The 20,588-nt window shown below is 65.4% G+C and carries 21 protein-coding genes; 14 read left to right on the forward strand and 7 right to left on the reverse strand.

From position 1 onward, the window contains the following. Positions 1 to 25 precede the first annotated feature (25 nt). The 5 genes from A1D30_RS06325 (at position 26) to fabB (ending at position 5,262) form a co-directional block, all read left to right on the forward strand. Positions 26 to 766, forward strand: coding sequence for a GNAT family N-acetyltransferase (locus A1D30_RS06325; protein ID WP_063459948.1), 741 nt, complete (start codon positions 26 to 28; stop codon positions 764 to 766). Positions 767 to 866: 100 nt separating this feature from the next. After that, the gene (locus tag A1D30_RS06330; protein ID WP_063459949.1) at positions 867 to 1,742 is read left to right on the forward strand and encodes a CBS domain-containing protein; all 876 of its coding nucleotides are present in this window, start codon (positions 867 to 869) and stop codon (positions 1,740 to 1,742) included. Next, positions 1,742 to 3,355 (forward strand): apolipoprotein N-acyltransferase, encoded by a 1,614-nt coding sequence (gene lnt, locus A1D30_RS06335; RefSeq protein WP_063459950.1) that lies wholly within the window; start codon positions 1,742 to 1,744, stop codon positions 3,353 to 3,355. The genes A1D30_RS06330 and lnt overlap by 1 nt, the downstream gene beginning before the upstream one ends. A gap of 159 nt (positions 3,356 to 3,514) precedes the next feature. Beyond that, on the forward strand, positions 3,515 to 4,036 hold the full coding sequence (gene fabA / locus A1D30_RS06340) for a 3-hydroxyacyl-[acyl-carrier-protein] dehydratase FabA (RefSeq protein ID WP_063459951.1): 522 nt from the start codon (positions 3,515 to 3,517) through the stop codon (positions 4,034 to 4,036). Between the two features lie 2 nt (positions 4,037 to 4,038). Beyond that, positions 4,039 to 5,262 (forward strand): beta-ketoacyl-ACP synthase I, encoded by a 1,224-nt coding sequence (gene fabB / locus A1D30_RS06345; protein ID WP_063460830.1) that lies wholly within the window; start codon positions 4,039 to 4,041, stop codon positions 5,260 to 5,262. Positions 5,263 to 5,429: 167 nt separating this feature from the next. On the opposite strand, the gene A1D30_RS06350 is transcribed toward fabB, so the two are convergent. Beyond that, positions 5,430 to 6,539: a cation transporter gene (locus A1D30_RS06350; protein ID WP_072632770.1), complete on the reverse strand. Its 1,110-nt coding sequence runs from the start codon at positions 6,537 to 6,539 to the stop codon at positions 5,430 to 5,432. Positions 6,540 to 6,585: 46 nt separating this feature from the next. Here A1D30_RS06350 and cadR point away from each other — a divergent pair, with 46 nt between their 5' ends. Beyond that, positions 6,586 to 7,005 (forward strand): Cd(II)/Pb(II)-responsive transcriptional regulator, encoded by a 420-nt coding sequence (cadR, locus tag A1D30_RS06355; RefSeq protein WP_010791743.1) that lies wholly within the window; start codon positions 6,586 to 6,588, stop codon positions 7,003 to 7,005. Positions 7,006 to 7,027: 22 nt separating this feature from the next. Here the strand turns inward: cadR and A1D30_RS06360 are convergent, their stop codons facing one another. The 4 genes from A1D30_RS06360 to A1D30_RS06370 all read right to left on the reverse strand — a co-directional run bounded on the left by A1D30_RS06360 (position 7,028) and on the right by A1D30_RS06370 (position 10,320). Further along, positions 7,028 to 8,578 (reverse strand): IS66 family transposase, encoded by a 1,551-nt coding sequence (locus tag A1D30_RS06360; protein ID WP_031757192.1) that lies wholly within the window; start codon positions 8,576 to 8,578, stop codon positions 7,028 to 7,030. Positions 8,579 to 8,654: 76 nt separating this feature from the next. Next, a complete protein-coding gene (gene tnpB, locus A1D30_RS06365) occupies positions 8,655 to 8,987 on the reverse strand; it encodes an IS66 family insertion sequence element accessory protein TnpB (protein WP_003121550.1) in 333 nt (110 codons plus the stop codon). Continuing rightward, positions 8,984 to 9,379 carry a transposase gene (locus A1D30_RS24685; RefSeq protein ID WP_006217728.1) on the reverse strand — a complete coding sequence of 132 codons (396 nt, stop codon included), beginning with the start codon at positions 9,377 to 9,379 and terminating at the stop codon, positions 8,984 to 8,986. Before A1D30_RS24685 ends, tnpB begins: the two co-directional genes overlap by 4 nt. A 32-nt stretch (positions 9,380 to 9,411) precedes the next feature. Continuing rightward, complete coding sequence (locus tag A1D30_RS06370; protein ID WP_063459952.1) at positions 9,412 to 10,320, reverse strand: LysR family transcriptional regulator; 909 nt, start codon at positions 10,318 to 10,320, stop codon at positions 9,412 to 9,414. Positions 10,321 to 10,501: 181 nt separating this feature from the next. On the opposite strand from A1D30_RS06370, the gene A1D30_RS06375 reads away from it, so the two are divergent. The 7 genes from A1D30_RS06375 (at position 10,502) to A1D30_RS06405 (ending at position 17,918) form a co-directional block, all read left to right on the forward strand. Further along, positions 10,502 to 11,590: a type II asparaginase gene (locus tag A1D30_RS06375; protein ID WP_063459953.1), complete on the forward strand. Its 1,089-nt coding sequence runs from the start codon at positions 10,502 to 10,504 to the stop codon at positions 11,588 to 11,590. A gap of 341 nt (positions 11,591 to 11,931) precedes the next feature. Beyond that, complete coding sequence (glyQ, locus tag A1D30_RS06380) at positions 11,932 to 12,837, forward strand: glycine--tRNA ligase subunit alpha (RefSeq protein WP_063459954.1); 906 nt, start codon at positions 11,932 to 11,934, stop codon at positions 12,835 to 12,837. Positions 12,838 to 12,848: 11 nt separating this feature from the next. Beyond that, positions 12,849 to 14,990, forward strand: coding sequence for a glycine--tRNA ligase subunit beta (gene glyS, locus A1D30_RS06385; RefSeq protein ID WP_063459955.1), 2,142 nt, complete (start codon positions 12,849 to 12,851; stop codon positions 14,988 to 14,990). A 49-nt stretch (positions 14,991 to 15,039) separates the two neighbouring features. Continuing rightward, positions 15,040 to 15,651 carry a D-glycero-beta-D-manno-heptose 1,7-bisphosphate 7-phosphatase gene (gmhB, locus tag A1D30_RS06390; RefSeq protein ID WP_063459956.1) on the forward strand — a complete coding sequence of 204 codons (612 nt, stop codon included), beginning with the start codon at positions 15,040 to 15,042 and terminating at the stop codon, positions 15,649 to 15,651. 66 nt (positions 15,652 to 15,717) lie between these two features. After that, complete coding sequence (locus A1D30_RS06395; protein ID WP_063459957.1) at positions 15,718 to 16,503, forward strand: lysophospholipid acyltransferase family protein; 786 nt, start codon at positions 15,718 to 15,720, stop codon at positions 16,501 to 16,503. 10 nt (positions 16,504 to 16,513) lie between these two features. Beyond that, positions 16,514 to 17,485, forward strand: coding sequence for a SprT family zinc-dependent metalloprotease (locus A1D30_RS06400; RefSeq protein ID WP_063459958.1), 972 nt, complete (start codon positions 16,514 to 16,516; stop codon positions 17,483 to 17,485). A 16-nt stretch (positions 17,486 to 17,501) separates the two neighbouring features. Continuing rightward, the gene (locus A1D30_RS06405; protein ID WP_063459959.1) at positions 17,502 to 17,918 is read left to right on the forward strand and encodes a rhodanese-like domain-containing protein; all 417 of its coding nucleotides are present in this window, start codon (positions 17,502 to 17,504) and stop codon (positions 17,916 to 17,918) included. A gap of 324 nt (positions 17,919 to 18,242) precedes the next feature. Here the strand turns inward: A1D30_RS06405 and lysM are convergent, their stop codons facing one another. Continuing rightward, on the reverse strand, positions 18,243 to 18,728 hold the full coding sequence (gene lysM / locus A1D30_RS06410) for a peptidoglycan-binding protein LysM (protein ID WP_063459960.1): 486 nt from the start codon (positions 18,726 to 18,728) through the stop codon (positions 18,243 to 18,245). A 185-nt stretch (positions 18,729 to 18,913) separates the two neighbouring features. Here lysM and A1D30_RS06415 point away from each other — a divergent pair, with 185 nt between their 5' ends. Then, positions 18,914 to 19,681, forward strand: coding sequence for a type III pantothenate kinase (locus A1D30_RS06415; RefSeq protein ID WP_063459961.1), 768 nt, complete (start codon positions 18,914 to 18,916; stop codon positions 19,679 to 19,681). 95 nt (positions 19,682 to 19,776) lie between these two features. Here A1D30_RS06415 and A1D30_RS06420 read toward each other — a convergent pair whose 3' ends face one another. Next, positions 19,777 to 20,550, reverse strand: coding sequence for a hypothetical protein (locus tag A1D30_RS06420; RefSeq protein WP_063459962.1), 774 nt, complete (start codon positions 20,548 to 20,550; stop codon positions 19,777 to 19,779). Positions 20,551 to 20,588: the final 38 nt, after the last annotated feature.

Genomic DNA, 20,588 nt, shown 5'->3' on the forward strand with positions numbered 1-20,588 from the left:
AGGGAAAACCCTTATATTTGGTGGCATGTTCGCAACCAAAGACTGGCTCAAGGCATCCTGGTACGCAGGCCGGGACATGCTGCGCCCGGTAACGGGCGGCTCTTCTGCCTCTGACATTCACATCCACCAGCAGGAGACGCCCGTGATGGTTCCTATCCGCTCCCTGGGCCCCTCCTACCGGGAGCGGATCACCCAGCACCTGCTGCAGCTGGAGCCTGCAGACCGCTACCTGCGGTTTGGCTACGCCGCCAACGACGAGCAGATCCGCCGCTACGCCGAGCAGCTCAACTTCGAGCGCGACGAAATTTTTGGCATTTACAACCGCCGCCTTGAGCTCATCGCCATGGCGCACCTGGCGTTCTCGGAAAACCCCGAGCACAAGCCATGTGCCGAGTTTGGCGTGTCGGTGCTCAAGCAGGCGCGGGGCCGTGGCTTTGGCGCCCGCCTGTTCGAGCGTGCCGTGATGCATGCCCGCAACGAAGGCGTGAACATGGTGTTCATCCATGCGCTGTCCGAGAACACGGCCATGCTCAAGATTGCGCGCAACGCAGGTGCCACGGTGCGCCGCGATGGCTCCGAGTCCGAGGCCTACCTGCAGATCCCGCCCGCCAGCCTCGACACGCGCATGGCCGAGATCGTGGAGCAGCAGTTTGCTGAGGTGGACTACCAGCTCAAGAAGCAAGCCAAGCAGTTCTGGGACTTTCTGGCCAACGTGCAGGAAGTGCGCAGCGGCGTGCAGCACGCGCGCCACCAGTCGGCCGAATAGGGCCTGGCTGGGCATGGGGCGGGGCCGGTGCGGGCCCTGTCACCACAATCCGCTATCCTAGGGGCCCGATCCACTACCGCACGTCCTGCACTCCACGACAGTGTCTGATCCGCATCCCGGGCGCCCGCCCGAAAAGGAAGACAAACGCACCTTCCTGCAGAAGGTGGCTGAGTTCATCCACCCCGGCCCCGACTCGACCCAGGAGTTGATCGAAACCCTGGCCGAAGCCGAGGACAACCAGGTCATTGGCGCCGAGTCGCGCGTGATGCTGGAGCGCGTGATCCGCATGGCCGACATGACGGCCCGCGACGTGATGGTGGCCACACCGCGCATGGACCAGGTCAACATCGATGCCCCCTTTGACGAGTTGCTGCACCTGGTCATCAACACCGCGCATTCGCGGTTCCCGGTGTACCAGGGCGAACGCGACAACATCATTGGCATCCTCATGGCCAAGGATCTGCTCAAGCTGCAGCGCGCGCCTGAGCTGAACATCCGCGCCCTGCTGCGCCCGGCGGTGTTTGTGCCCGAGAGCAAGGGCCTGAACGACCTGCTGCGCGAGTTCCGGGGCAACCGCAACCACCTGGCCATCGTGATCGACGAGTTTGGCCGCATGGCCGGGCTGGTCACCATCGAGGATGTGCTGGAGCAGATCGTGGGCGAGATCGAGGACGAATTCGACATCCCCGAGGACGACGGCGACATCTTCGGCCTGGCCGACCGCACCTACCGCGTGAGCGGCGACACCTCGGTGGAGCGTGTCTGCGAAGCCTTTGATGTGCTGATCCAGAGCAGCGATCCCGGTGAGAGCTTTGACACCATTGGCGGCCTGATCGCCCACGAGATGGGCCATGTGCCCAAGCGCGGCGAGCAACTGCTGCTGGGCGGCCTGCAGTTTGTGGTGCTGCACACCAAGGGCGGCGCCGTGCGCTGGTTCAAGGTGTCCAAGGCCGAAGACGGCAGCGCCGCCGCTTGATGGCGCGGGCTTCCTTGACGATGCGCTGGCCCCTGCAAGCGCTGCTGGCGCTGGCCGCTGGGCTGGCGCAGGCAGCGTCGCTGGCCTGGCCGGGTAATGGCCAGCCGCTGTGGTGGCTGCAACTGGTATCTCTGGCCGTGCTGGCGCGCCTGGTGCGGCCGGGTGCGGGGGCGGTGGTGTCCTGGCAGCGGGGGGCGCTGATTGGCGGCGTGTTTGCCACGGCCTGGCTTTCGGGCACCTTCTGGTGGCTGTTCATTTCTATGCACACCTATGGCGGCCTGCCTGCGCCGCTGGCTGTGGCCGCCGTGCTGGCGCTGGCCGCGTTTCTGGGCAGCTACTACGCCGCTGTTTTGGGCATTTTTTGCCGCCTTGCGCCCGTCCATAAAGGCGGAGCTGCTCTTTTTTTTGGAGCGCTCTGGCTGCTGGCCGAACTGGCGCGGGGCATCTGGTGGACGGGCTTTCCCTGGGGTGCGGGGGGCTATGCCCATGTCGATGGGCCGTTGGCGCCGCTGGCACGGTATGTGGGGGTCTATGGCCTGGGCGCGGTGGCGGCTGCGCTGGTGATGGGGGTGGTGCAGCTGCGCCCTGCCGACCTGCGCCGGGGGCGCCTGTGGGCGCTGTGGCTGGCCCTGGCGGCTGTGTTGGCCGGGGCCACCGTGCAGCGCTTCTGTGCCGTCAACCTGTGCCATACGCCCTCGCAGCCCCAGCCGCCGGTGCTGACCCTGGAGCTGCTGCAAGGCAACATCCCGCAGGACGAAAAATTTCAACCGGGCAGTGGTGTGCCAGTGGCCCTTCAGTGGTACGCCGCAGCGCTGCGCGATGCAAAGGCCGATCTGGTGGTGGCGCCCGAAACCGCCATTCCGCTGCTGCCGCAGCAGCTCATTCCCGGGTACCTCGAAGGCATCCAGCAGCGCTATGCAGAAGGCCCGCAGGCCGCGCTGGTGGGGATTCCGCTGGGGGATGAAACGCTGGGCTACACCAACTCGGTGCTCGGCATGGGGCCCGCCACGCAGGCTGAGCCCTATCGCTACGACAAGCATCACCTGGTGCCGTTTGGCGAGTTCATCCCGCCGTTCTTCAAATGGTTCACGGCCATGATGGACATCCCGCTGGGCGACTTCAACCGGGGGGCGGTGGGGCAGCCTTCGTTTGCCTGGAAGGGCCAGCGCATCGCGCCCAACATCTGCTACGAAGACTTGTTTGGCGAAGAGCTGGGCGCGCGTTTCATCGACCCGGCCGAGGCGCCCACAGTGTTCGTCAACTTCAGCAACATCGGCTGGTTTGGCAACTCGGTGGCGATTGACCAGCACCTGCACATCAGCCGCATGCGCGCGCTGGAGTTCGAGCGTCCCATGGTGCGCGCCACCAACACCGGCGCCACGGCCATCATCGACCACCGGGGTGTCGTCACGCACCAGCTGGAGCGCCACACCCGGGGCGTGCTCCAGGGACAGGTGCAGGGCCGGGGCCTGGATGCGCAGAGTGGCTGGGCGATCACGCCCTATGCGTGGTGGGTGGCCCGCTGGGGGCTGTGGCCGCTGTGGGCATTGGGGGGGCTGGCACTGGCGGCGGCCTTGCTGGCCCGGGGTGCGCGCAGGGTGCGGGGCGGTTGATCCAGGTCAGCCGCCAGCCGGGCCACGGGGTGCTGGACAATCCCTTCTTTAGAGGCGCCTCCCTATGCCTTGATAATAGAGCCCCGCAAGCGGGGGCTTGTTTTGCGGACAACGATGATTTGAGGCGGGGGAACCCGCCGTTCTGGAGCACGACTGAAAATGGCAGATTCCTTTTCCTACGAACAACTGATCGCCTCGGGCGAGGGCCGGCTGTTCGGCGCTGACAGCGGGCGTCTGCCGCTGCCACCCATGCTGATGTTCGACCGCATCACGCACATCGACAGCGATGGCGGCGCGCATGGTTTGGGAAAGATCGTCGCCGAACTCGACGTCAAGCCCGACCTGTGGTTTTTTGCCTGCCACTTCCAGGGTGATCCGGTCATGCCCGGCTGCCTGGGGCTCGATGCCATGTGGCAGCTCATCGGTTTCTACCTCACCTGGCTGCAACTGCCAGGCCGGGGCCGCGCGCTGGGCGCGGGTGAGGTCAAGTTCACCGGCGAAGTGGGCCCGGACGTGAAACGGGTCACTTACGAAATCGACATCAAGCGCGTGATCAAGCGCAAGCTGGTGATGGCCATTGGCGATGCCCGCCTGCTGGCCGATGGCAAGGAAATTTACGTCGCCAACGACCTGCGCGTGGGTTTGTTCAAGCGCGAGGGCGACGACAAGGACGCAGCATGACGATGACCAAGAAGCGTGTAGTCATCACCGGCGCGGGCATCGTCTCGTGCATCGGTAACGACCTGGCCACTGTGGAAGCCTCGCTGCGTGCGGGCACCAGCGGCATCAAGGCTGTGGAAAAATTCAAGGAACTGGGCCTGCGCAGCCAGGTGGGCTGCGCGCCCGAGATCGACATCGAAGCGCGCATCGACCGCAAGCAGCTGCGCTTCATGGGCGACGCGGCCGCGTATGCGCAGATCGCGCTCGAAGACGCCATCGCCCAGGCAGGTCTCACCCCTGAGCAGGTCAGCCACCCGCGCACCGGCCTCATCATGGGCTCGGGCGGTGGCTCACCCGCCAACCAGATCGAGGCGGCCGACACGCTGCGCGAAAAAGGCATCCGCCGCGTGGGGCCGTACCAGGTCACGCGCTGCATGAGCTCCACCGTGTCCGCTTGCCTGGCGACCAACTTCAAGGTCAAGGGCATCAACTACTCCATCACCTCGGCCTGTTCCACGTCGGCGCACTGCATCGGCGCGGCGGCCCAGCAGATCGCCTGGGGCGTGCAGGACGTGATGTTTGCGGGTGGTGGCGAAGAGCTCTCCTGGGGCATGTCGCTGCTGTTTGACGGCATGGGCGCCATGTCCAGCAAATACAACGAAACGCCCGAGAAAGCCTCGCGCGCCTACGACGCCAACCGCGATGGTTTTGTGATCGCAGGCGGCGGCGGCGCTGTGGTGCTGGAGAGCCTGGAGCATGCGCAGGCGCGCGGCGCCAACATCCTGGCCGAGGTGGTGGGCTTTGGCGCCACCAGCGATGGCGAAGACATGGTGGCCCCGTCGGGCGACGGCGCCATTGCCTGCATGCAGCAGGCCATGGAGGGGCTCGGCGCGCCCATCGACTACATCAACACCCACGGTACCTCCACCCCCGTGGGCGACATGCAGGAAGTGCGCGCCATGCGTGCCCTGTTCGGCGACAAGGTGCCCCCGTTCTCGTCCACCAAGTCGCTCACCGGCCACTCGCTGGGTGCCACGGGCGTGCAAGAGGCCATCTACTGCATGATCATGCTGAACCAGGGCTTCATCGCCGGATCAGCCAATGTGGAAACGCCCGACCCGGCTCTGGGCGACATGCCGCTGGTCACGCAAACCCGCGATGCACAGCTGACCACCGTGCTGTCCAACAGCTTCGGTTTTGGCGGCACCAACGCCAGCCTGGTGCTGCGCCGCTGGACGGGCGCCTGACGCGGCAGGCACAGCTGCTTCGTCCCGACCCGCCCCCGCGTTTGCGGCGGCGGGTTTTTTTGTGCCTGAGGGGGGTTACTTGCGCGGCCGGGGCGACAGCGCCTCGTGCGTAAGCGGCCGGCCATCCCACCTTGGCTAGGCATCGGTGTGGGATGCCGCTAGATTGGCTATCGGAGGTTCAGGATGCGCCGGGCACCGCTGAGCACTATCAGCGCAATGACTGCGCCAATCACGAGGTCAGGGTACGAGGAGCCCGTCCAAGCGACCAAAACACCAGCGACTATCACCCCCGCGTTTGCGATCACATCATTCGCAGAAAAAATGTAGCTTGCCGTCATGTGGGCGCCCCGATCCCGCTTCTTGGCGATCAGCACCAGGCAGGTGACGTTGGCGATCAATGCGACCAGCCCGATACTCATCATGAGCATGGACGCCGGCTCACTTCCCACAACTGCCCGCCGAACGACCTCCAAAAGCGCGCCAAGCGCAAGCACGACTTGCAACCAACCAGCGATGTGCGCTGCCTTCATCTTCAAGGCGGCGGCGCGGCCCACCGCATAGAGCGCCAGTCCGTAGACCGCCGCATCGGCGAACATGTCAAGCGAGTCCGCTATGAGACCTGTGGACTGGGCGATCAGGCCAACGATCAACTCAAAGACAAACATCGCACCGTTGATAGCGAGCAGCAGCTTTAAGGTCCGAGCCTCAGAGGCATTCCCCTCTGCGTCTGGGGCCGTAGACTCGTCGCTTTGCACGCTGTCCAACACTTGCGCGCCGAGGTTGAGAGGGATGAGACGGCCCAGCAGCTCTTGCGTACTTCCCCCATGCTGCACGGTGAGTACACGGTCCTTCAGATCGAAGTCCAGTGCCGCAACAGCCGACGCATCGGCCAGCGCCATCCGAATGAGATTCTCCTCCGACGGGCAATCCATCTTCGGCACGGAGAAACGCGTCTTCCACTGCCCGCCTTCGGTGCGCCTCTCGCTTGTCAGCAGAACCGCACCCAAGTTCAGGGGCGTCAGCTTCTGGGCGATCCTGGCGGGCTCGCCCGAGTGCACCACCCGGAGCTGCCGATGGGCCAGATCGAAGGTCATCGGCCCAACCCCGGTCAGACCACCCAGCGCCATGCGAATGAGGTTCTCCTCGGAGGGGCAGTCCATTCCCGGAACTGAAAATGTGCTCTCCACGGAAGCAATGGCGCTTGGGGCCTCGTCGACCGTCTGCGAATTGCAACTGCTCGAGCAGCTACTGCTTTGACATGTACTCATGTCCCGTATTAGAAACCCTCAAGTAGCTGTAGAGTCAAGCGGTAGGTAGGCAAATATGAAAATCGGTGAACTATCGTCATTGGCAGGGTGCTCCGTTCCCGCGGTGCGCTTTTATGAAGCAGAGGGCCTTCTGCAGGCGCCCCTGCGGGCCGCCAACAACTATCGGCAATATGGCCAACAGCATGTCGACAGGTTGGCCTTCATCGTTCGGTGCCGCTCGCTGGACATGTCGCACGACGATATCCGGGCTCTGCTGCAGTTGCAGGACGACCCCGCCATGTCCTGCGACGAGGTCAATGCCTTGCTAGACGATCAAATGCGCTTGGTAGAGCAGCGAATCGCCGAGTTGCAGGCGCTGCGCAAGCAACTGCGTGCCATCCGCAGTACCTGTGCGGGAGGGGTATGCGTTGGCGATTGCGGTGCACTTGAATCGCTGCGCAGCGCCACTGGGGCAAGCTGGCCAACCGTTCGCTGAGCGGAGCCTCAAATAACGACATTCAGCTCGGTGCGAACCAACGATGCGGTAGCAACTCGTGAACCAGGCTAACCCGTTGCGTCGGCAAGCGAGCCAAAACGTCCTTGAGATACGCATAGGGATCATGCCCATTGAGTCGTGCTGACTGGATGAGCGTCATGACGGCTGCTGCCCTCTGACCAGCTCGTAGGCTGCCCGCAAAGAGCCAGTTGTTGCGGCCAATGGCAATCGGCCGAATCTGGTTCTCGATCCAGTTGTTGTCCACGGGCAGCTGTCCGTCATCGACGAACCGGGTCAAAGCCTCCCAGCGCCGCAAGCTGTAGTCCAGCGCTTTGGCGCTTGCCGAGCCTTCCGGCACCTTCTGGCGTTGCAGCACCATCCACTGGTGCAAGGCATCAAGCAGCGGCTTCGTTTGTTGTTGCCGGATGGTTTGGCGCTGATCGGTCGCAATCTCCTTGACCTCACGCTCGATCTCGTAGACCCGCGCGAACTGCTGCAGCGCGACCTCGGCGATCTGGCTTTGGTTCGCCGCGTGCAAATCGAAGAACTTGCGCCGCGCGTGCGCCAGGCAGCCGACCTCGGTCACACCACTTGCGATCAAGGCCTTGTAGCCGCTGAAGTCGTCACAGGTGAGGCTGCCTCTCCAGTCGCCCAGGAAGCGCCGGGCGTGTTCGCCCGAGCGCGATTCGCAGAAGTCGTAGACGACCGCCTTGATGTTCTCGAAGGCGCCCGTGGCATAGGCCCATAGGTACGCCCGGTGCGCCTTGCCGTTGCCCGGCTTGAGCATGGACACCGGCGTCTCGTCGGCATGCAGCACGCGGCGCTGCAGCAGCTCTGTCCTCATGGCGTCAACCAGTGGCTGCAACTGCACGCCACACGAGCCCACCCATTGCGCCAGCGTGGAGCGGGGGATGGCTAGGCCGGCGCGGCCGAAGATCGCTTCCTGGCGGTACAGCGGCAGGTGGTCGGCGTACTTGGCCACCAGCACTTGCGCCAGTAGCCCAGTGGTAGGGATGCCTTTGTCGATGATGTGAGGATCGACAGGCACCTGGTGAATCGTCTCGCACTGGGCACAGGCCCACTTGCCCCGGATGTGGCGCTCCACCGTGAACACGCCGGGCGCGTAGTCCAGCTTCTCGGCCACGTCCTCGCCGATGCGCTTCATCTGGCAACCGCAGGCGCAGGTGGTGGACTCGGGCTCGTGGCGGATCTCGCGCCGCGACAGGTTGGCCGGCAGGGGTGCGCGTTTGGGGACTTGCTTGTCTTGGCGGCCTGCCACTGGCGGCGTGGCCTGCTCGATCTCATCGGCCACCGCCTGCAGGTCCTCATCCAGCGATTCATCGAGCAGGCTCTTCTGCTCGGCGCTGAAGCGCTCCGACTGTGCGGCGAACTTCATGCGCTTGAGCAGTGCGTTCTCGTGCGTGAGCTTGTCGATCTGCGCCTGCTTGAAGACCGCCTCTTGGCCCTGGCGTGCGATCACGCCGTCTCGCTCGGCCAGCTCACCCATCAACGACAGCAGGGCCGCTCGCATCTGCTGCGGCTCCAGGGTGTCAAGGTGGTCTGCGGTGATCACGGGAGAAGATGATGCGGCTAACATCACATTCGCGCATCGGTGCAAGCGCTGATTGCCTGGCCAACGACCGGAGCACTCAAAGTACAGTGATGACTCCAGCCTCGCCGACGTTCTTCCAGGGCAGGCCCAGCACGAGCGCATCGAACTGCGTTCGGCTGAGTGTGGCGGTGGTGGCGGCATCGCGCGGCCAGACGAACTTGCCGCTATTCAGGCGCCGGGCCGCCAGCCAGACACCGATGCCGTCGTGCACCAGCACCTTCATGCGGTTGGCTCGTCGATTGGCGAACAGATAGGCGTGGTGTGGGCGCGCTGCGCCAAAGACAGCCACTACCCGGGCGAGCGCCGTCTCGGTGCCTGCTCGCATGTCCAGCGGCTCGGTGGAGAGCCACAGCGCATCAATGCGGATCATCGGAGCCAGTCGCGCAGCCACGCTGCACATGACGCTGCATCTTCCAGGGGCCAGTTCACGGTGACTACGCTGGCGCTGCGCCGAACATCAACGCGAATCGCACGCGACACGGGCGGCGAGCTGGTCTCGGTTGCTGGGAGCTGTTCAACTGGTGGAGGCAGATTCAGCGCAACGAACTCATTCCGGGGCGCTGGCAACAGGGAGTCTGCTTGCTCGCGCATCCAGCGATGAACGATGTTGGCGTTGATTCCGTGTGCAAGCGCTACGCCGGCCACTGACGCGCCGGAGACCTGGCATTCGGCCACGATCTGGCCTTTAAGTTCCGGGGAGTAGTAGTGCCGCTTGGGGCGCTGGGCGATCGTGTCGTTCGCCATAGTGTGCGTGATGTTCATCGTGCACACGATGCCTCGACACTGGGTCTATCTCAAGATGGGATTGCCGGACGCTTACCCTCGTGCAGCAGCGCAGGCAGCATGGCCAGCATGCGTGTGGCCTGCAGGCCTGGCGGGTGGTTGCCTGCGTGGTAGCTGTACAGCGACATGGGCGGCAGGTCGGGCAGCTCCACCGCCACCACGTGCGCTGGGTCGAGGCGGATGGCCGTGAGGAAATCCACCACCGTCCAGCCCATGCCCAGCCGCACCAGCTCCAGCGCCAGGCGCGAGGTCTGCACCTGGATGCCCGGCCCGCCCGGCGTGCCCAGGCGGTCGGCCGTGTGGTCGATGGACTGGCGCATCGGGTCGTCGCCCACCAGCCGGATGGCAGGCACCTGCGCCAGGCGCGCAGCGGTGCTGGCGGCGCGCGGAGCGCGGTCCCACAGGGTGCGGGCCACGGCCAGCGACAGGCGGCCGCTCACCAGCAGCTCGCTGTGCACCTGCGGGTGCGGGTGCTCGAAAAACCCCAGCCCAAAGTCCACGCTGCGCGTGAGCAGTGCCTGCGTCATCTGGTCCTGGTGGATGGTGCGCACCTCCACCCCCACCTGCGGGTGTTTTTGTGCATGGCGGTGCAGCAGCGTGGGCAGAAATTCGTGGGTGATGGAGGGAATGGCCGCCAGCCGCACATCGCCCAGCTCGGTGGTCGCCAGGTTGCGCGCCGTGCGTTGCAGCGCGTCCAGCTGGCGGTGGATGCTGCCGGATTCCACGGCCAGCACCTGCGCCTCGGGCGTGGGCGTGAGGCCTGCTGGCGTGCGGTTGAACAGCCGGTAGCCCAGTTGCAGCTCGGTGTGGGCCACAGCCTTGCTCACGGCCGATGGCGTGATGCACAGCAGGCGGCCCGCCGCGCTCATGCTGCCGGTCTGCAAAACGGCCTGGAACACTTCGAGCTGGCGCAGGTTCATGAAAATTCCGGGGAGAAGGGGGTGTGAATTCAATTCACAGGGTGACGCCAATTATTCCACTTGGTTGTGTGTGGATTTCTCATAGGATGCCGCACCGCCCGACACCCGATGACTGGGGCCGGACGGCAGCAGGGCGCCGCACCACCCCGTAGCGCCCGAAGAATGACCCGGAGACACAACCATGCGAATTTTCTCTTCTTCCTCTTCCTCGTCCATCACGCGCCGCTGGTTTGCGGGCGTCGTGCTCTCGGCCCTGTCCACGGTCGCTCTGGCCCAGGCGGCCAAGCCCCATGTGGTCGTGCTGGCCACGGGCGGCACCATCGCTGGTGCGGGCGCCTCGGCGGCCAACAGCGCCACCTATGCCGCCGCCAAGGTGCCGGTCGATAAGCTGCTGGCGGGCCTGCCCGAGCTGGCCAACGTGGCCAAGGTGTCGGGCGAGCAGGTGTTCCAGATCGCGTCCGAAAGCTTCACCAACGAGCACCTGCTGCGCCTGGGCCAGCGTGTCTCCGCCCTGTCCAAGCAGGCCGATGTGGACGGCATCGTGATCACCCACGGCACCGACACGCTGGAAGAAACCGCGTACTTCCTGAACCTCACCGTGCGCACCACCAAGCCCATCGTGGTGGTCGGCTCCATGCGCCCCGGCACGGCCCTGTCGGCCGACGGCGCGCTGAACCTGTACGACGCCGTGACTGTGGCCGCCAGCAAGGACGCCGCTGGCAAGGGCGTGCTGGTCACGATGAACGACGAGATCCAGAGCGGTCGCGATGTGAGCAAGACCATCAACATCAAGACCGAGGCCTTCAAGAGCCAGTGGGGCCCGCTGGGCATGGTGGTGGAAGGCAAGAACTACTGGTTCCGCGCCCCGGTCAAGCGCCATACCACCCAGTCCGAGTTCAACATCGACGACATCAAGGCCCTGCCCGCCGTGGACATCGTGTACGGCTACGGCAACATGAACACCACCGGCATCGAGGCCTACGGCAAGGCGGGCGTGAAGGCGCTGATCCACGCAGGCACGGGCAATGGCTCGGTGGCCGCACAGGCTGTGGAATCGCTCAAGGCCCTGCGCGCCTCGGGCGTGCAGATCATCCGCTCGGCCCGTGTGCCCGATGGTTTTGTGCTGCGCAATGCCGAGCAGCCTGACGACAAATACGACTGGGTGGTGGCCCACGACCTGCGCCCGCAAAAGGCCCGCATCCTGGCCATGGTCGCTTTGACCAAGACCAACGACAGCAAGGAACTGCAGCGCATTTTCTGGGAGTATTGATCTCCGGTTTCGAGGTTTGAACGCCATGCTTTGACGCGATGCATGCGTTGACGGCCACACCCGTGTGGTCACCGGTGCGCACCGGCTTATAGCTCGCGTGACTGGTTGGGAAGGCTGGGGCTCCAAAAGGGCTCCGGCCTTTTTTCATGGGCGCGGGCCGATGTTGCTGGCGCTGCCGCAGCACGCGCGGCGGCGCGCCGTAAAATCACCGGTTTGCGCGCGCGATGCCCGTCCTTGTAGCCCTGTGGGGCGGCGGGCCCTGGGTTTGCTCACGCACCGCGTTTTCCTTTTCCCCCTTACTTGCCCGGCCCTGGCTTGCCAGTGCCTCAGCCACAGACGCCATGTTGACATTCCAGCAAATCATTTTGAAGCTGCAGTCCTACTGGGACGCGCAGGGTTGCGCCCTTTTGCAACCCTATGACATGGAAGTGGGCGCTGGCACCTCGCACACCGCCACCTTCCTGCGCGCCATTGGCCCCGAGCCCTGGAAGGCCGCCTATGTGCAGCCCAGCCGCCGCCCCAAGGACGGCCGCTATGGCGAGAMCCCCAACCGCCTGCAGCACTACTACCAGTACCAGGTGGTGCTCAAGCCCGCTCCGGCCAACATTTTGGAGCTGTACCTGGGTTCGCTCGAAGCCCTGGGCTTTGACCTGAAAAAGAACGACATCCGCTTTGTGGAAGACGACTGGGAGAACCCCACGCTCGGCGCCTGGGGCCTGGGCTGGGAGGTGTGGCTCAACGGCATGGAAGTCACGCAGTTCACCTACTTCCAGCAGGTGGGCGGCATCGACTGCAAGCCCGCCACGGGCGAGATCACCTATGGCCTGGAGCGCCTGGCCATGTACCTGCAGGGCGTGGACAACGTCTACAACCTGAAGTGGACCGACACCTTGAGCTACGGCGACGTGTACAAGCAAAACGAGGTGGAGCAGTCCACCTACAACTTCGAGCACAGCGACGCGGACTTCTTGTTCACCGCCTTCAACGCGCACGAAAAGCAGGCCAAGTACCTCATGGAGCAGCAGCTGGCACTGCCCGCCTATGAGCAAGTGCTCAAAGCCGCACACAGCTTCAACCTGCTGGATGCACGCGGCGCGATCAGCGTGACCGAACGCGCCGCCTACATCGGCCGCATCCGCAACCTGGCCCGCGCCGTGGCGCAGAGCTACTACGAGAGCCGTGAGCGCCTGGGCTTCCCCATGGCGCCGCGCGAGTGGGTGGAACAGATGACGAAGAAGGCTGCGTGAGAGAAATGACGATGACAACCCAAAACCTCCTCGTTGAACTGTTTGTCGAAGAGCTGCCCCCCAAGGCGCTGCAGAAGCTGGGCGATGCTTTTGCCACCGTGCTGGGCGACCAGCTCAAGGCCCTGGGCCTGGCCTCTGCTGTTTCGGTGGTCACGCCCTTTGCTTCGCCCCGCCGCCTGGCCGCGCATGTGACGGCCGTGGCCGACAAGGCCGCCGACAAGGCCGTGCAGCAAAAGCTCATGCCCGTGACCGTGGGGCTCGACGCCAGCGGCAACGCAAGCCCTGCGCTGCTCAAAAAGCTGCAGGCCTTGGGCGCCGATGTGTCGGACCCGGCAGCGGCTGTCGCCGCCCTGAAGCGCGCGCAGGACGGCAAGGCCGAAGCCCTGTTCTACGACAGCGTGGTGCCCGGTGCCACGCTGCAGGAAGGCCTGCAAAAGGCCTTGCTCGAAGCCCTGGCCAAGCTGCCCATCCCCAAGGTGATGAGCTACCAGCTCGAAACCGACTGCGAGCTGCCCGGCTGGACCAGCGTGAATTTTGTGCGCCCCGCACACGGCCTGGTGGCGTTGCATGGCAGCACCGTGGTGCCGGTGAAGGCGCTGGGCCTCACGGCGGGCAACAGCACCACCGGCCACCGTTTTGAAGCCGCCGTGTCGCCCGTGGTGCTGGCCGACGCCGACAGCTATGCCGCCACGCTGCAAAAGGACGGCGCGGTGATCGCCTCGTTCGCCGAGCGCAAGGCCGAGATCGCCCGCCAGCTCGCTGCTGCTGCCGCCAAGGTCGGCAACGGTGCCCGCCCCATCGAAGACGAAGCCCTGCTGGACGAAGTGACCGCACTGGTCGAGCGGCCCAACGTGGTCATCTGCCAGTTCGAAGAGCAGTTCCTCGGCGTGCCGCAGGAGTGCCTCATCCTCACGATGAAGGCCAACCAGAAGTACTTCCCGCTGCTCGACGCCGCTGGCAAGCTGACCAATAAATTCCTGGTGGTCAGCAACATCAGCCCCGAAGACACCAGCTTTGTGACCGGCGGCAACGAGCGCGTGGTGCGCCCGCGCCTGGCCGATGCGAAATTCTTCTTTGACCAGGACCGCAAGAAGACCCTGGCCTCGCGCGTCGAGGGCCTGGGCAAGGTGGTCTATCACAACAAGCTGGGCACGCAGGGTGAGCGCGTGGAGCGCGTGCGCGCCATTGCCAAGGCGATTGCTACCCAACTGGGTGATGCGCAACTGGTGCAGGACGCCGACCTGGCCGCGCAGTTGGCCAAGACCGATCTCGTGACCGACATGGTGGGCGAGTTCCCCGAGCTGCAGGGCATCATGGGCGGCTATTACGCCCTCAACGACGGCCTGGGCGAGACCGTGGCACACGCCATCGAAGACCACTACAAGCCCCGCTTTGCGGGCGATGCGCTGCCGCGCAACACGGCGGGCGTGGTGGTGGCGCTGGCCGACAAGCTGGAAACCCTGGTCGGCATGTTCGGCATCGGCAACCTGCCCACGGGAGACCGCGACCCGTTCGCGCTGCGCCGCCATGCGCTGGGCGTGATCCGCATGCTGGTCGAGAAGGACCTGCCGCTGGATCTGAACGCGCTGCTGGCCGGTGCCTTGCCTGCTTTTGGCGACAAGATCACCGATGCATCGGCAGCGCTGGCTGACTTCATCTACGACCGCCTCGCTGGCAGCCTGCGCGAGCAAGGCTACAGCGCGCAAGAGGTGGACGCCGTGCTGGCCCTGCGCCCGCAGCGCCTGGCCCTGGTCGAGAAGCAGCTGGCGGCTGTGCGCGCCTTTGCCGCATTGCCCGAAAGCCCGGCCTTGGCCGCAGCCAACAAACGCGTCGGCAATATCCTGAAAAAAGCCGAGGTCGAAGGCCCCGTGGACGCCCACGTGAACCCCGAACTGCTGCAGGAAAAAGCCGAGCAGGACCTGTTCGCCGCCCTGCAGCGTTTTGTGCCCGAGGCCAATGCGCAGTTCGACGCGGGCGACTACACCGCCAGCCTGCAGACCCTGGCTGTGCTGCGCGCCCCGGTGGATGCGTTCTTTGACGATGTGATGGTCAACGCCGAACAGCTGGACGTGCGCATGAACCGCCTGGGCCTGCTCAAGATGCTGCACAACGCGATGAACCGCGTGGCCGATCTCTCGCGTCTGGCGGTGTGACCCCGGGGCTGATAGGCTGGCGGTCTGTTTCCACAAGGCACCCCCTCCTATGAAACTCGTCATCCTGGACCGCGACGGCACCCTCAACCCGCTGGGGGAGGACTTCATCACCTCGGCCGACGAGTGGACCGCCGTGCCTGGCGCGCTGGAAGCCATTGCGCGGCTCAACCATGCGGGCTGGCATGTGGTGGTGGCCACCAACCAGCCCGGGTTGGGGCGCGGGCTCTTTGACGTGGTGGCGCTCAATGCCATCCACGCCAAGATGCACCGCCAGGTGGCGGCGGTGGGTGGGCGCATCGACGCTGTTTTTTACTGCCCCCATGCGGCCGACGAGGAATGTGCCTGCCGCAAACCCGCCCCCGGCCTGCTGGAGCAGATCAGCGACCGCTACGGGGTGGAGCGCCACGATGTGCAGGTGGTGGGCAGCTGCGCCGCGCACCTGCAAGCCGGTGCCGCGCTGGGTGCGCAGCTGCACCTGGTGTGCACGGGGCAGTCGGCGCAAGTCCACCCGATGGGGCCGCTGCCTGTAGGGCTGCCACCGGGCCTGCGCGTGCATGCCAGCCTGGGCGATTTTGTGGACCAGCTGTTGCCTGCAGTGCCCGCCACGGCGCCACCGCTGGCGGCCACGCCCTTGCCTGTGATGGGTGGTCTGGCCTCCTGATACTATCAATTTAATAGCTGTAATCGCTTGATGGACAGGCGGTAGCGGCCTAAAACACCATTAAAAATGGCCTTTCTCCGTTCCGTCATTCACCTTCTCTGGATGGGCATCACCGTGGTGCCGTACGCCCTGGCCATCATGCTGGGCACGTTGCTCGGTGTGCGCGGCCTGCCGCTGTACCGCATCGCGCGGGCCTGGCTGTCGCTGTGCATCAGCGGTGCGCGGACCATCCTGGGCATCCGGGTGGAGATCACCGGCATGGAGCATCTGCCCCAGGGCGAGAACGCGGGCGCGGTGCTGCTGGTCAAGCACCAGTCCACGTTCGAGACGTTTCTGATGCCCACGATCATGCCGCACCCCCTGGCCTACGTGTTCAAGAAGGAGCTGCTCTATGTGCCCTTCTTCGGCTGGGCCATCGGGCGGCTGGACATGATCCACATCGACCGCAGCCAGCGCACCCAGGCTTTCAACAAGGTGGTGCAGCAGGGCAAGGACCTGCTGGCCAAGGGCATCTGGATCATCATGTTCCCCGAGGGCACGCGCATCGCGCGCGGGCAGAAGGGCAACTACAAGACCGGCGGCACGCGCCTGGCCATCGACACGGGCGCACCCGTGGTGCCGATTGCCGTCACGTCCGCCAAGGTCTGGCCGCGCAAGGCCTTCGTCAAGCGGCCGGGTGTGGTGGAGGTGTCGATTGGCCAACCCATCTCCAGCGTGGGGCGTGAGCCCGATGAGCTGATGCGCGAGGTCGAAGCCTGGATCGAAGCCGAAATGCGCCGCCTCGACCCCGGGGCCTATCCGGCAACCCCCGCAGCCCCTGTGGCCAACACGACCGCCCCGAGCGGGAAGTAAGCCCACCGTGATGCAGCGGCTTGTGCAGCTGGCGCTGGACCTGTTCGACCCGCCGCCCGCTGCGGCGCCTGCACCCTTGGCACCGGCGGTCGGGGKGCCGGATATCAAGCAAAAAATGCCCTCTGCGCCCGATGGGCAAGCGCTGGTAGCTCCTAAAACAATAGTAAATCGCCCTGCAGCGCCCGCAGCGCCAGCAGCGCCGCTGCCTTCTCTGCTGTCCCCCGCCGAGTTCCGCCACCCCCAGGCCAACCGCGAGCTGCTGTTGGGCGATGCCGTGGTGGCCTATGCGCTGCAGCGCGCACGGCGGCGCAGCATCGGGTTCACCGTGGGGGCCGATGGCCTGTCGGTGCGCGCGCCGAGCTGGGTCACGCTGGGCGCGGTGGATTCTGCGCTGCGCGAAAAATCCGACTGGATCCTGCGCAAGCTCGCTGAAGCGCGCGAGCGCCAGCAGCGCATGGAGGGTGGCCGCATCGTCTGGGCCAACGGTGCCGTGCTGCCCTACCTGGGCGAGCCACTGACGGTGGTGCTGGACCCGAGCCACGGCTTTGCAGGCAAGGGCGGGGCGCTGGTGGCGGCAGCAGCAGGGCAGGGCAACAGCCTGCACATCGGCCTGCCCCACAGCGCCAGCCCCACGCAGATCCGCGACGCCGTGCAGGCCTGGCTCATGCGCGACGCGCGCCGCCACTTCACCACGCGGCTGGACCACTTTGCGCCGCTCTTGGGCGTGCGCTGGGCCAGCCTGCGGCTGTCGAGCGCCAACACCCGCTGGGGCAGTGCCAAGGCCGACGGCTCCATCCGTCTGAACTGGCGCCTGCTGCACTACCGCCCGGCCATCATCGACTATGTGGTGGCGCACGAGCTGGCCCACCTGCGCGTGATGGACCACAGTCCGCGCTTCTGGGACACGGTGGCCACCGTGGTGCCCGACTACGCGCAGCTGCGCAGCCGCTTGCGCGACGACCCCGCCCCTTTGTGGGATTGAAAGAAGGACTCTGACGATGACCGAACCAACGATTCGCCCCGCTGAAGGCTATGCCGGAGACGTAACCCCACAGCAAGCCTGGCAGTGGGTACAGGCCGGCCAGGCCGTGCTGGTGGATGTGCGCAGCGATGCCGAGCGCGAGTGGGTGGGCCAGGTGCCCGGCGCCGCCGCCGTGGCCTGGAAGCAGTGGCCGGGCATGGCGATGAACGCCGACTTCGATACCCAGATGCGCGCCGCCGTGCCCGAGGGCGGACGGGCCGTGCTGCTGTGCCGCAGCGGCGTGCGCTCCATTGCCGCCGCGCGCCGCGCCACCGAGCTGGGCATCACCGCCTACAACATTCTCGAAGGGTTTGAGGGCGATGCCGACGCAGAGGGCCACCGCGGCCAGCGAGGCGGCTGGCGCTTCCACGGCCTGCCGTGGAAACAGAGTTGATGCTCCTAAAAAAATAGCTGCTTGCGCTTGTCTATCAAGCGGTAGCAGCTATTTTGGTTTGAATTTGAGGGCGCCGCGCCCTGTGCGGATTTGCCGCTGAAGCGCAAAGAGCCAGACAGCAAGCGCAATACGCCTGTAGAGCACCGTGAAGCTGCGATGCGTGGAACTTGCCACCGCCGACGGTTTGCGAAGGCCCGGCGATGGCGCGGACTCAGGGCGTCAAATTCACCCCCGCCCCCCGCCAGTGCACCCGTGGAACCGGCTTTGCCGGGCCACCGGGTGCGTCCCCCTCCGGGGGATGGCGCCGAAGGCGACTCAGGGGGGTTACTTAGCCTGCGGGATGCGCAGCTTCTGGCCGGGGTAGATCTTGTCGGGGTGGCTCAGCATGGGCTTGTTGGCCTCGAAGATCACGGGGTACTTGTTGGCATCGCCATAGAACTTTTTGGCGATGGCGCTGAGCGTGTCGCCGCGCACCACATCGTGGTACTGGGCTTCGGGCTCGGGGTTGGTCACCTCCATCAGGTTTTCGACGCTGGTCACGCTGGCCACGTTGCCGCAGCACAGGGTGACTTTTTCCTTGGCGGCCTGGGTGGGGGCGGTGCCCTTCACGGTGACCTTGCCTTCGGGGCCCTGGAAGGCCACCTGCACGTTGCTGGCGCCCAGGTTCTGGGCGGCGATGTAGGTCTCGATGGCCTTGCCCGCCTTGGCGTTGAGTTCATCCTGCGTGGGGGCGGCGGCATTGGCAGCCTGCGCCTCTTTGCCGCCAAACAGCTTTTCGCCGGCTTCCTTGATGAAACTGAAAAGACCCATGTCGTACCTCCTGATGTTGCAGAAAGAAAAAGGAAGGACCACTTTAGCGGCAATGGGCGGCTGCGTCGTGTCGGACATGGGCGTGACACGATTTTTCACAATTTGGTGGCGGGCAGGGGTGGTGCCACTTGGGGGCTGTCGCCCTTGGGCAGGGGCACATTGCAAAACTCGGGATAATCCGCCGCATGACTTTTCTGGCCATCGACGTCGGTAACACCCGTCTCAAATGGGCGTTGTACGACGCTTCCCGCCCTGGGGCTGCGCTGATGGCGCATGGCGCCGAGTTCCTCGACCACATCGACCGCCTGGCTGAAGGCAGTTGGGCGTCGCTGCCCCACCCGGAGCGCATGCTGGGCTGTGTGGTGGCGGGCGATGCCGTCAAGCGCCGGGTGCAGGAACAAATGGAGCTGTGGGATGTGGCTCCATCCTGGGTCGTGTCATCCGTGCAGGAGGCAGGGCTCACCAACGGCTACGACCACCCCTCGCGCCTGGGCTCGGACCGCTGGGTGGCCATGATTGGCGCACGCCACCATGTGCTGGCTCGGGGCCCCGCGCGCCCGCTGATTGTGGTGATGGTGGGCACGGCCGTCACGGTGGAATGCATCGACGCCGAAGGCCGCTTCATGGGCGGCCTCATCCTGCCCGGCCACGGCATCATGCTGCGCGCGCTGGAGACCGGTACCGCCGGCCTGCATGTGCCCACGGGCGAAGTGCGCCCGTTCCCCACCAACACCAGCGACGCACTGACCAGCGGCGGCACCTATGCCATTGCCGGAGCGGTGGAGCGCATGTACCAGCACCTGCTGCAACACTGCGGCCAGGAGCCCGCGTGCATCATGACCGGCGGCGCGGGCTGGAAGATGGCGCCCAGCATGACGCGGCCCTTCGAGCTGGTGGACAACCTGATTTTTGACGGCCTGCTGGAGATTGCTGCGCGGCGGTTTGGGGGTTGAGGGTTACGGCTCCCAGCCTGCCCGCGCAGGCTGGTGCGGACCTGAAGAGCGGCCGCCTCCGGCGGCTGCACCGAGGCGCGAAACGCCTCAGGGGGTTACTCCTCCAGTTCCGTCCTTGCCATCTCCACATCCAGCCGCTCCATGGCGTCCATGGGTTCCGCGGCGGCGGCCTTTTCGTAGAGCGCGGTGGCTTCCTTCATCTTCTTGTCGCCTTCCAGCATCACGAGCGCGTTGGCGTACTCGATCATCGCGATGGCCGAGCCCGGGTTGAGCTTGAGGGCTTCCTGGAACAGCTTGAGGCCTGCGTCCTTCTTGGCGCCATAGGTCATGCCGCCAATCAGCGAGCCCACCTTGTCGATCACCTCGGCATGGAAGGCGCCCAGCGCAATGCGTGCGTCGGCGTGTTTGGGTGACAGCGCAATGGACTTCTCCAGCGACTCCTTCACCTTCCCGCCCAGGCCCTGCGCCAGCGCCTTGGCCACGCTTATGCCCTGGCTGTAGCGGCCCAGCGCGTACGCATGCCAGTACCAGGCGTTGGCGTTGCTGGGGTCTTCGCCCGCCTGGGCCTCGGCACGCTCGGCCACCTGGGTGAACAGGTCCAGGCGCGTCTTTTCCTTGGGTTCCAGGTAGTTGGCGTAGATGGACGTGGCCTTGTTGGCCACGGTGATGCCCGCGCCACCGGCGGCCAGGCCTGCGGCGGCGGCCTTTTCAAAATCGCCGTTGTGGAACAGTGCCCAGGCTTCCAGCACGGCGCTGTCCTTGGGGCAGGGTTCGGCGTCGCCGCCATGCAGCCGGGCCCAGTGCTTCTTGACGCTTGCGGCATCAAAGCGGTAGTCGCCCGCGTGGGGGAAAGGGGTCCATTTGGCCATGGTGTGTCTCCGGAAGTTCTTGTGGGTGGATGTCTGTG

The organism is Acidovorax sp. GW101-3H11 (assembly GCF_001633105.1).
Classification (GTDB): domain Bacteria; phylum Pseudomonadota; class Gammaproteobacteria; order Burkholderiales; family Burkholderiaceae_C; genus Acidovorax.

Excerpts from the sequence above, each read along its gene's own strand:
- A1D30_RS06415 (WP_063459961.1), top strand. The coding sequence starts at position 18,914 with ATGACTTTTCTGGCCATCGACGTCGGTAACACCCGTCTCAAATGGGCG.
- cadR (WP_010791743.1), top strand. The coding sequence starts at position 6,586 with ATGAAAATCGGTGAACTATCGTCATTGGCAGGGTGCTCCGTTCCCGCG.
- A1D30_RS06395 (WP_063459957.1), top strand. The coding sequence starts at position 15,718 with ATGGCCTTTCTCCGTTCCGTCATTCACCTTCTCTGGATGGGCATCACC.
- A1D30_RS06370 (WP_063459952.1), bottom strand. The coding sequence starts at position 10,320 with ATGAACCTGCGCCAGCTCGAAGTGTTCCAGGCCGTTTTGCAGACCGGC.
- A1D30_RS06375 (WP_063459953.1), top strand. The coding sequence starts at position 10,502 with ATGCGAATTTTCTCTTCTTCCTCTTCCTCGTCCATCACGCGCCGCTGG.
- lysM (WP_063459960.1), bottom strand. The coding sequence starts at position 18,728 with ATGGGTCTTTTCAGTTTCATCAAGGAAGCCGGCGAAAAGCTGTTTGGC.
- lnt (WP_063459950.1), top strand. The coding sequence starts at position 1,742 with ATGGCGCGGGCTTCCTTGACGATGCGCTGGCCCCTGCAAGCGCTGCTG.
- fabA (WP_063459951.1), top strand. The coding sequence starts at position 3,515 with ATGGCAGATTCCTTTTCCTACGAACAACTGATCGCCTCGGGCGAGGGC.
- A1D30_RS06420 (WP_063459962.1), bottom strand. The coding sequence starts at position 20,550 with ATGGCCAAATGGACCCCTTTCCCCCACGCGGGCGACTACCGCTTTGAT.
- glyS (WP_063459955.1), top strand. The coding sequence starts at position 12,849 with ATGACAACCCAAAACCTCCTCGTTGAACTGTTTGTCGAAGAGCTGCCC.
- A1D30_RS24685 (WP_006217728.1), bottom strand. The coding sequence starts at position 9,379 with ATGAACATCACGCACACTATGGCGAACGACACGATCGCCCAGCGCCCC.
- A1D30_RS06325 (WP_063459948.1), top strand. The coding sequence starts at position 26 with ATGTTCGCAACCAAAGACTGGCTCAAGGCATCCTGGTACGCAGGCCGG.
- fabB (WP_063460830.1), top strand. The coding sequence starts at position 4,039 with ATGACCAAGAAGCGTGTAGTCATCACCGGCGCGGGCATCGTCTCGTGC.
- tnpB (WP_003121550.1), bottom strand. The coding sequence starts at position 8,987 with ATGATCCGCATTGATGCGCTGTGGCTCTCCACCGAGCCGCTGGACATG.
- A1D30_RS06405 (WP_063459959.1), top strand. The coding sequence starts at position 17,502 with ATGACCGAACCAACGATTCGCCCCGCTGAAGGCTATGCCGGAGACGTA.
- gmhB (WP_063459956.1), top strand. The coding sequence starts at position 15,040 with ATGAAACTCGTCATCCTGGACCGCGACGGCACCCTCAACCCGCTGGGG.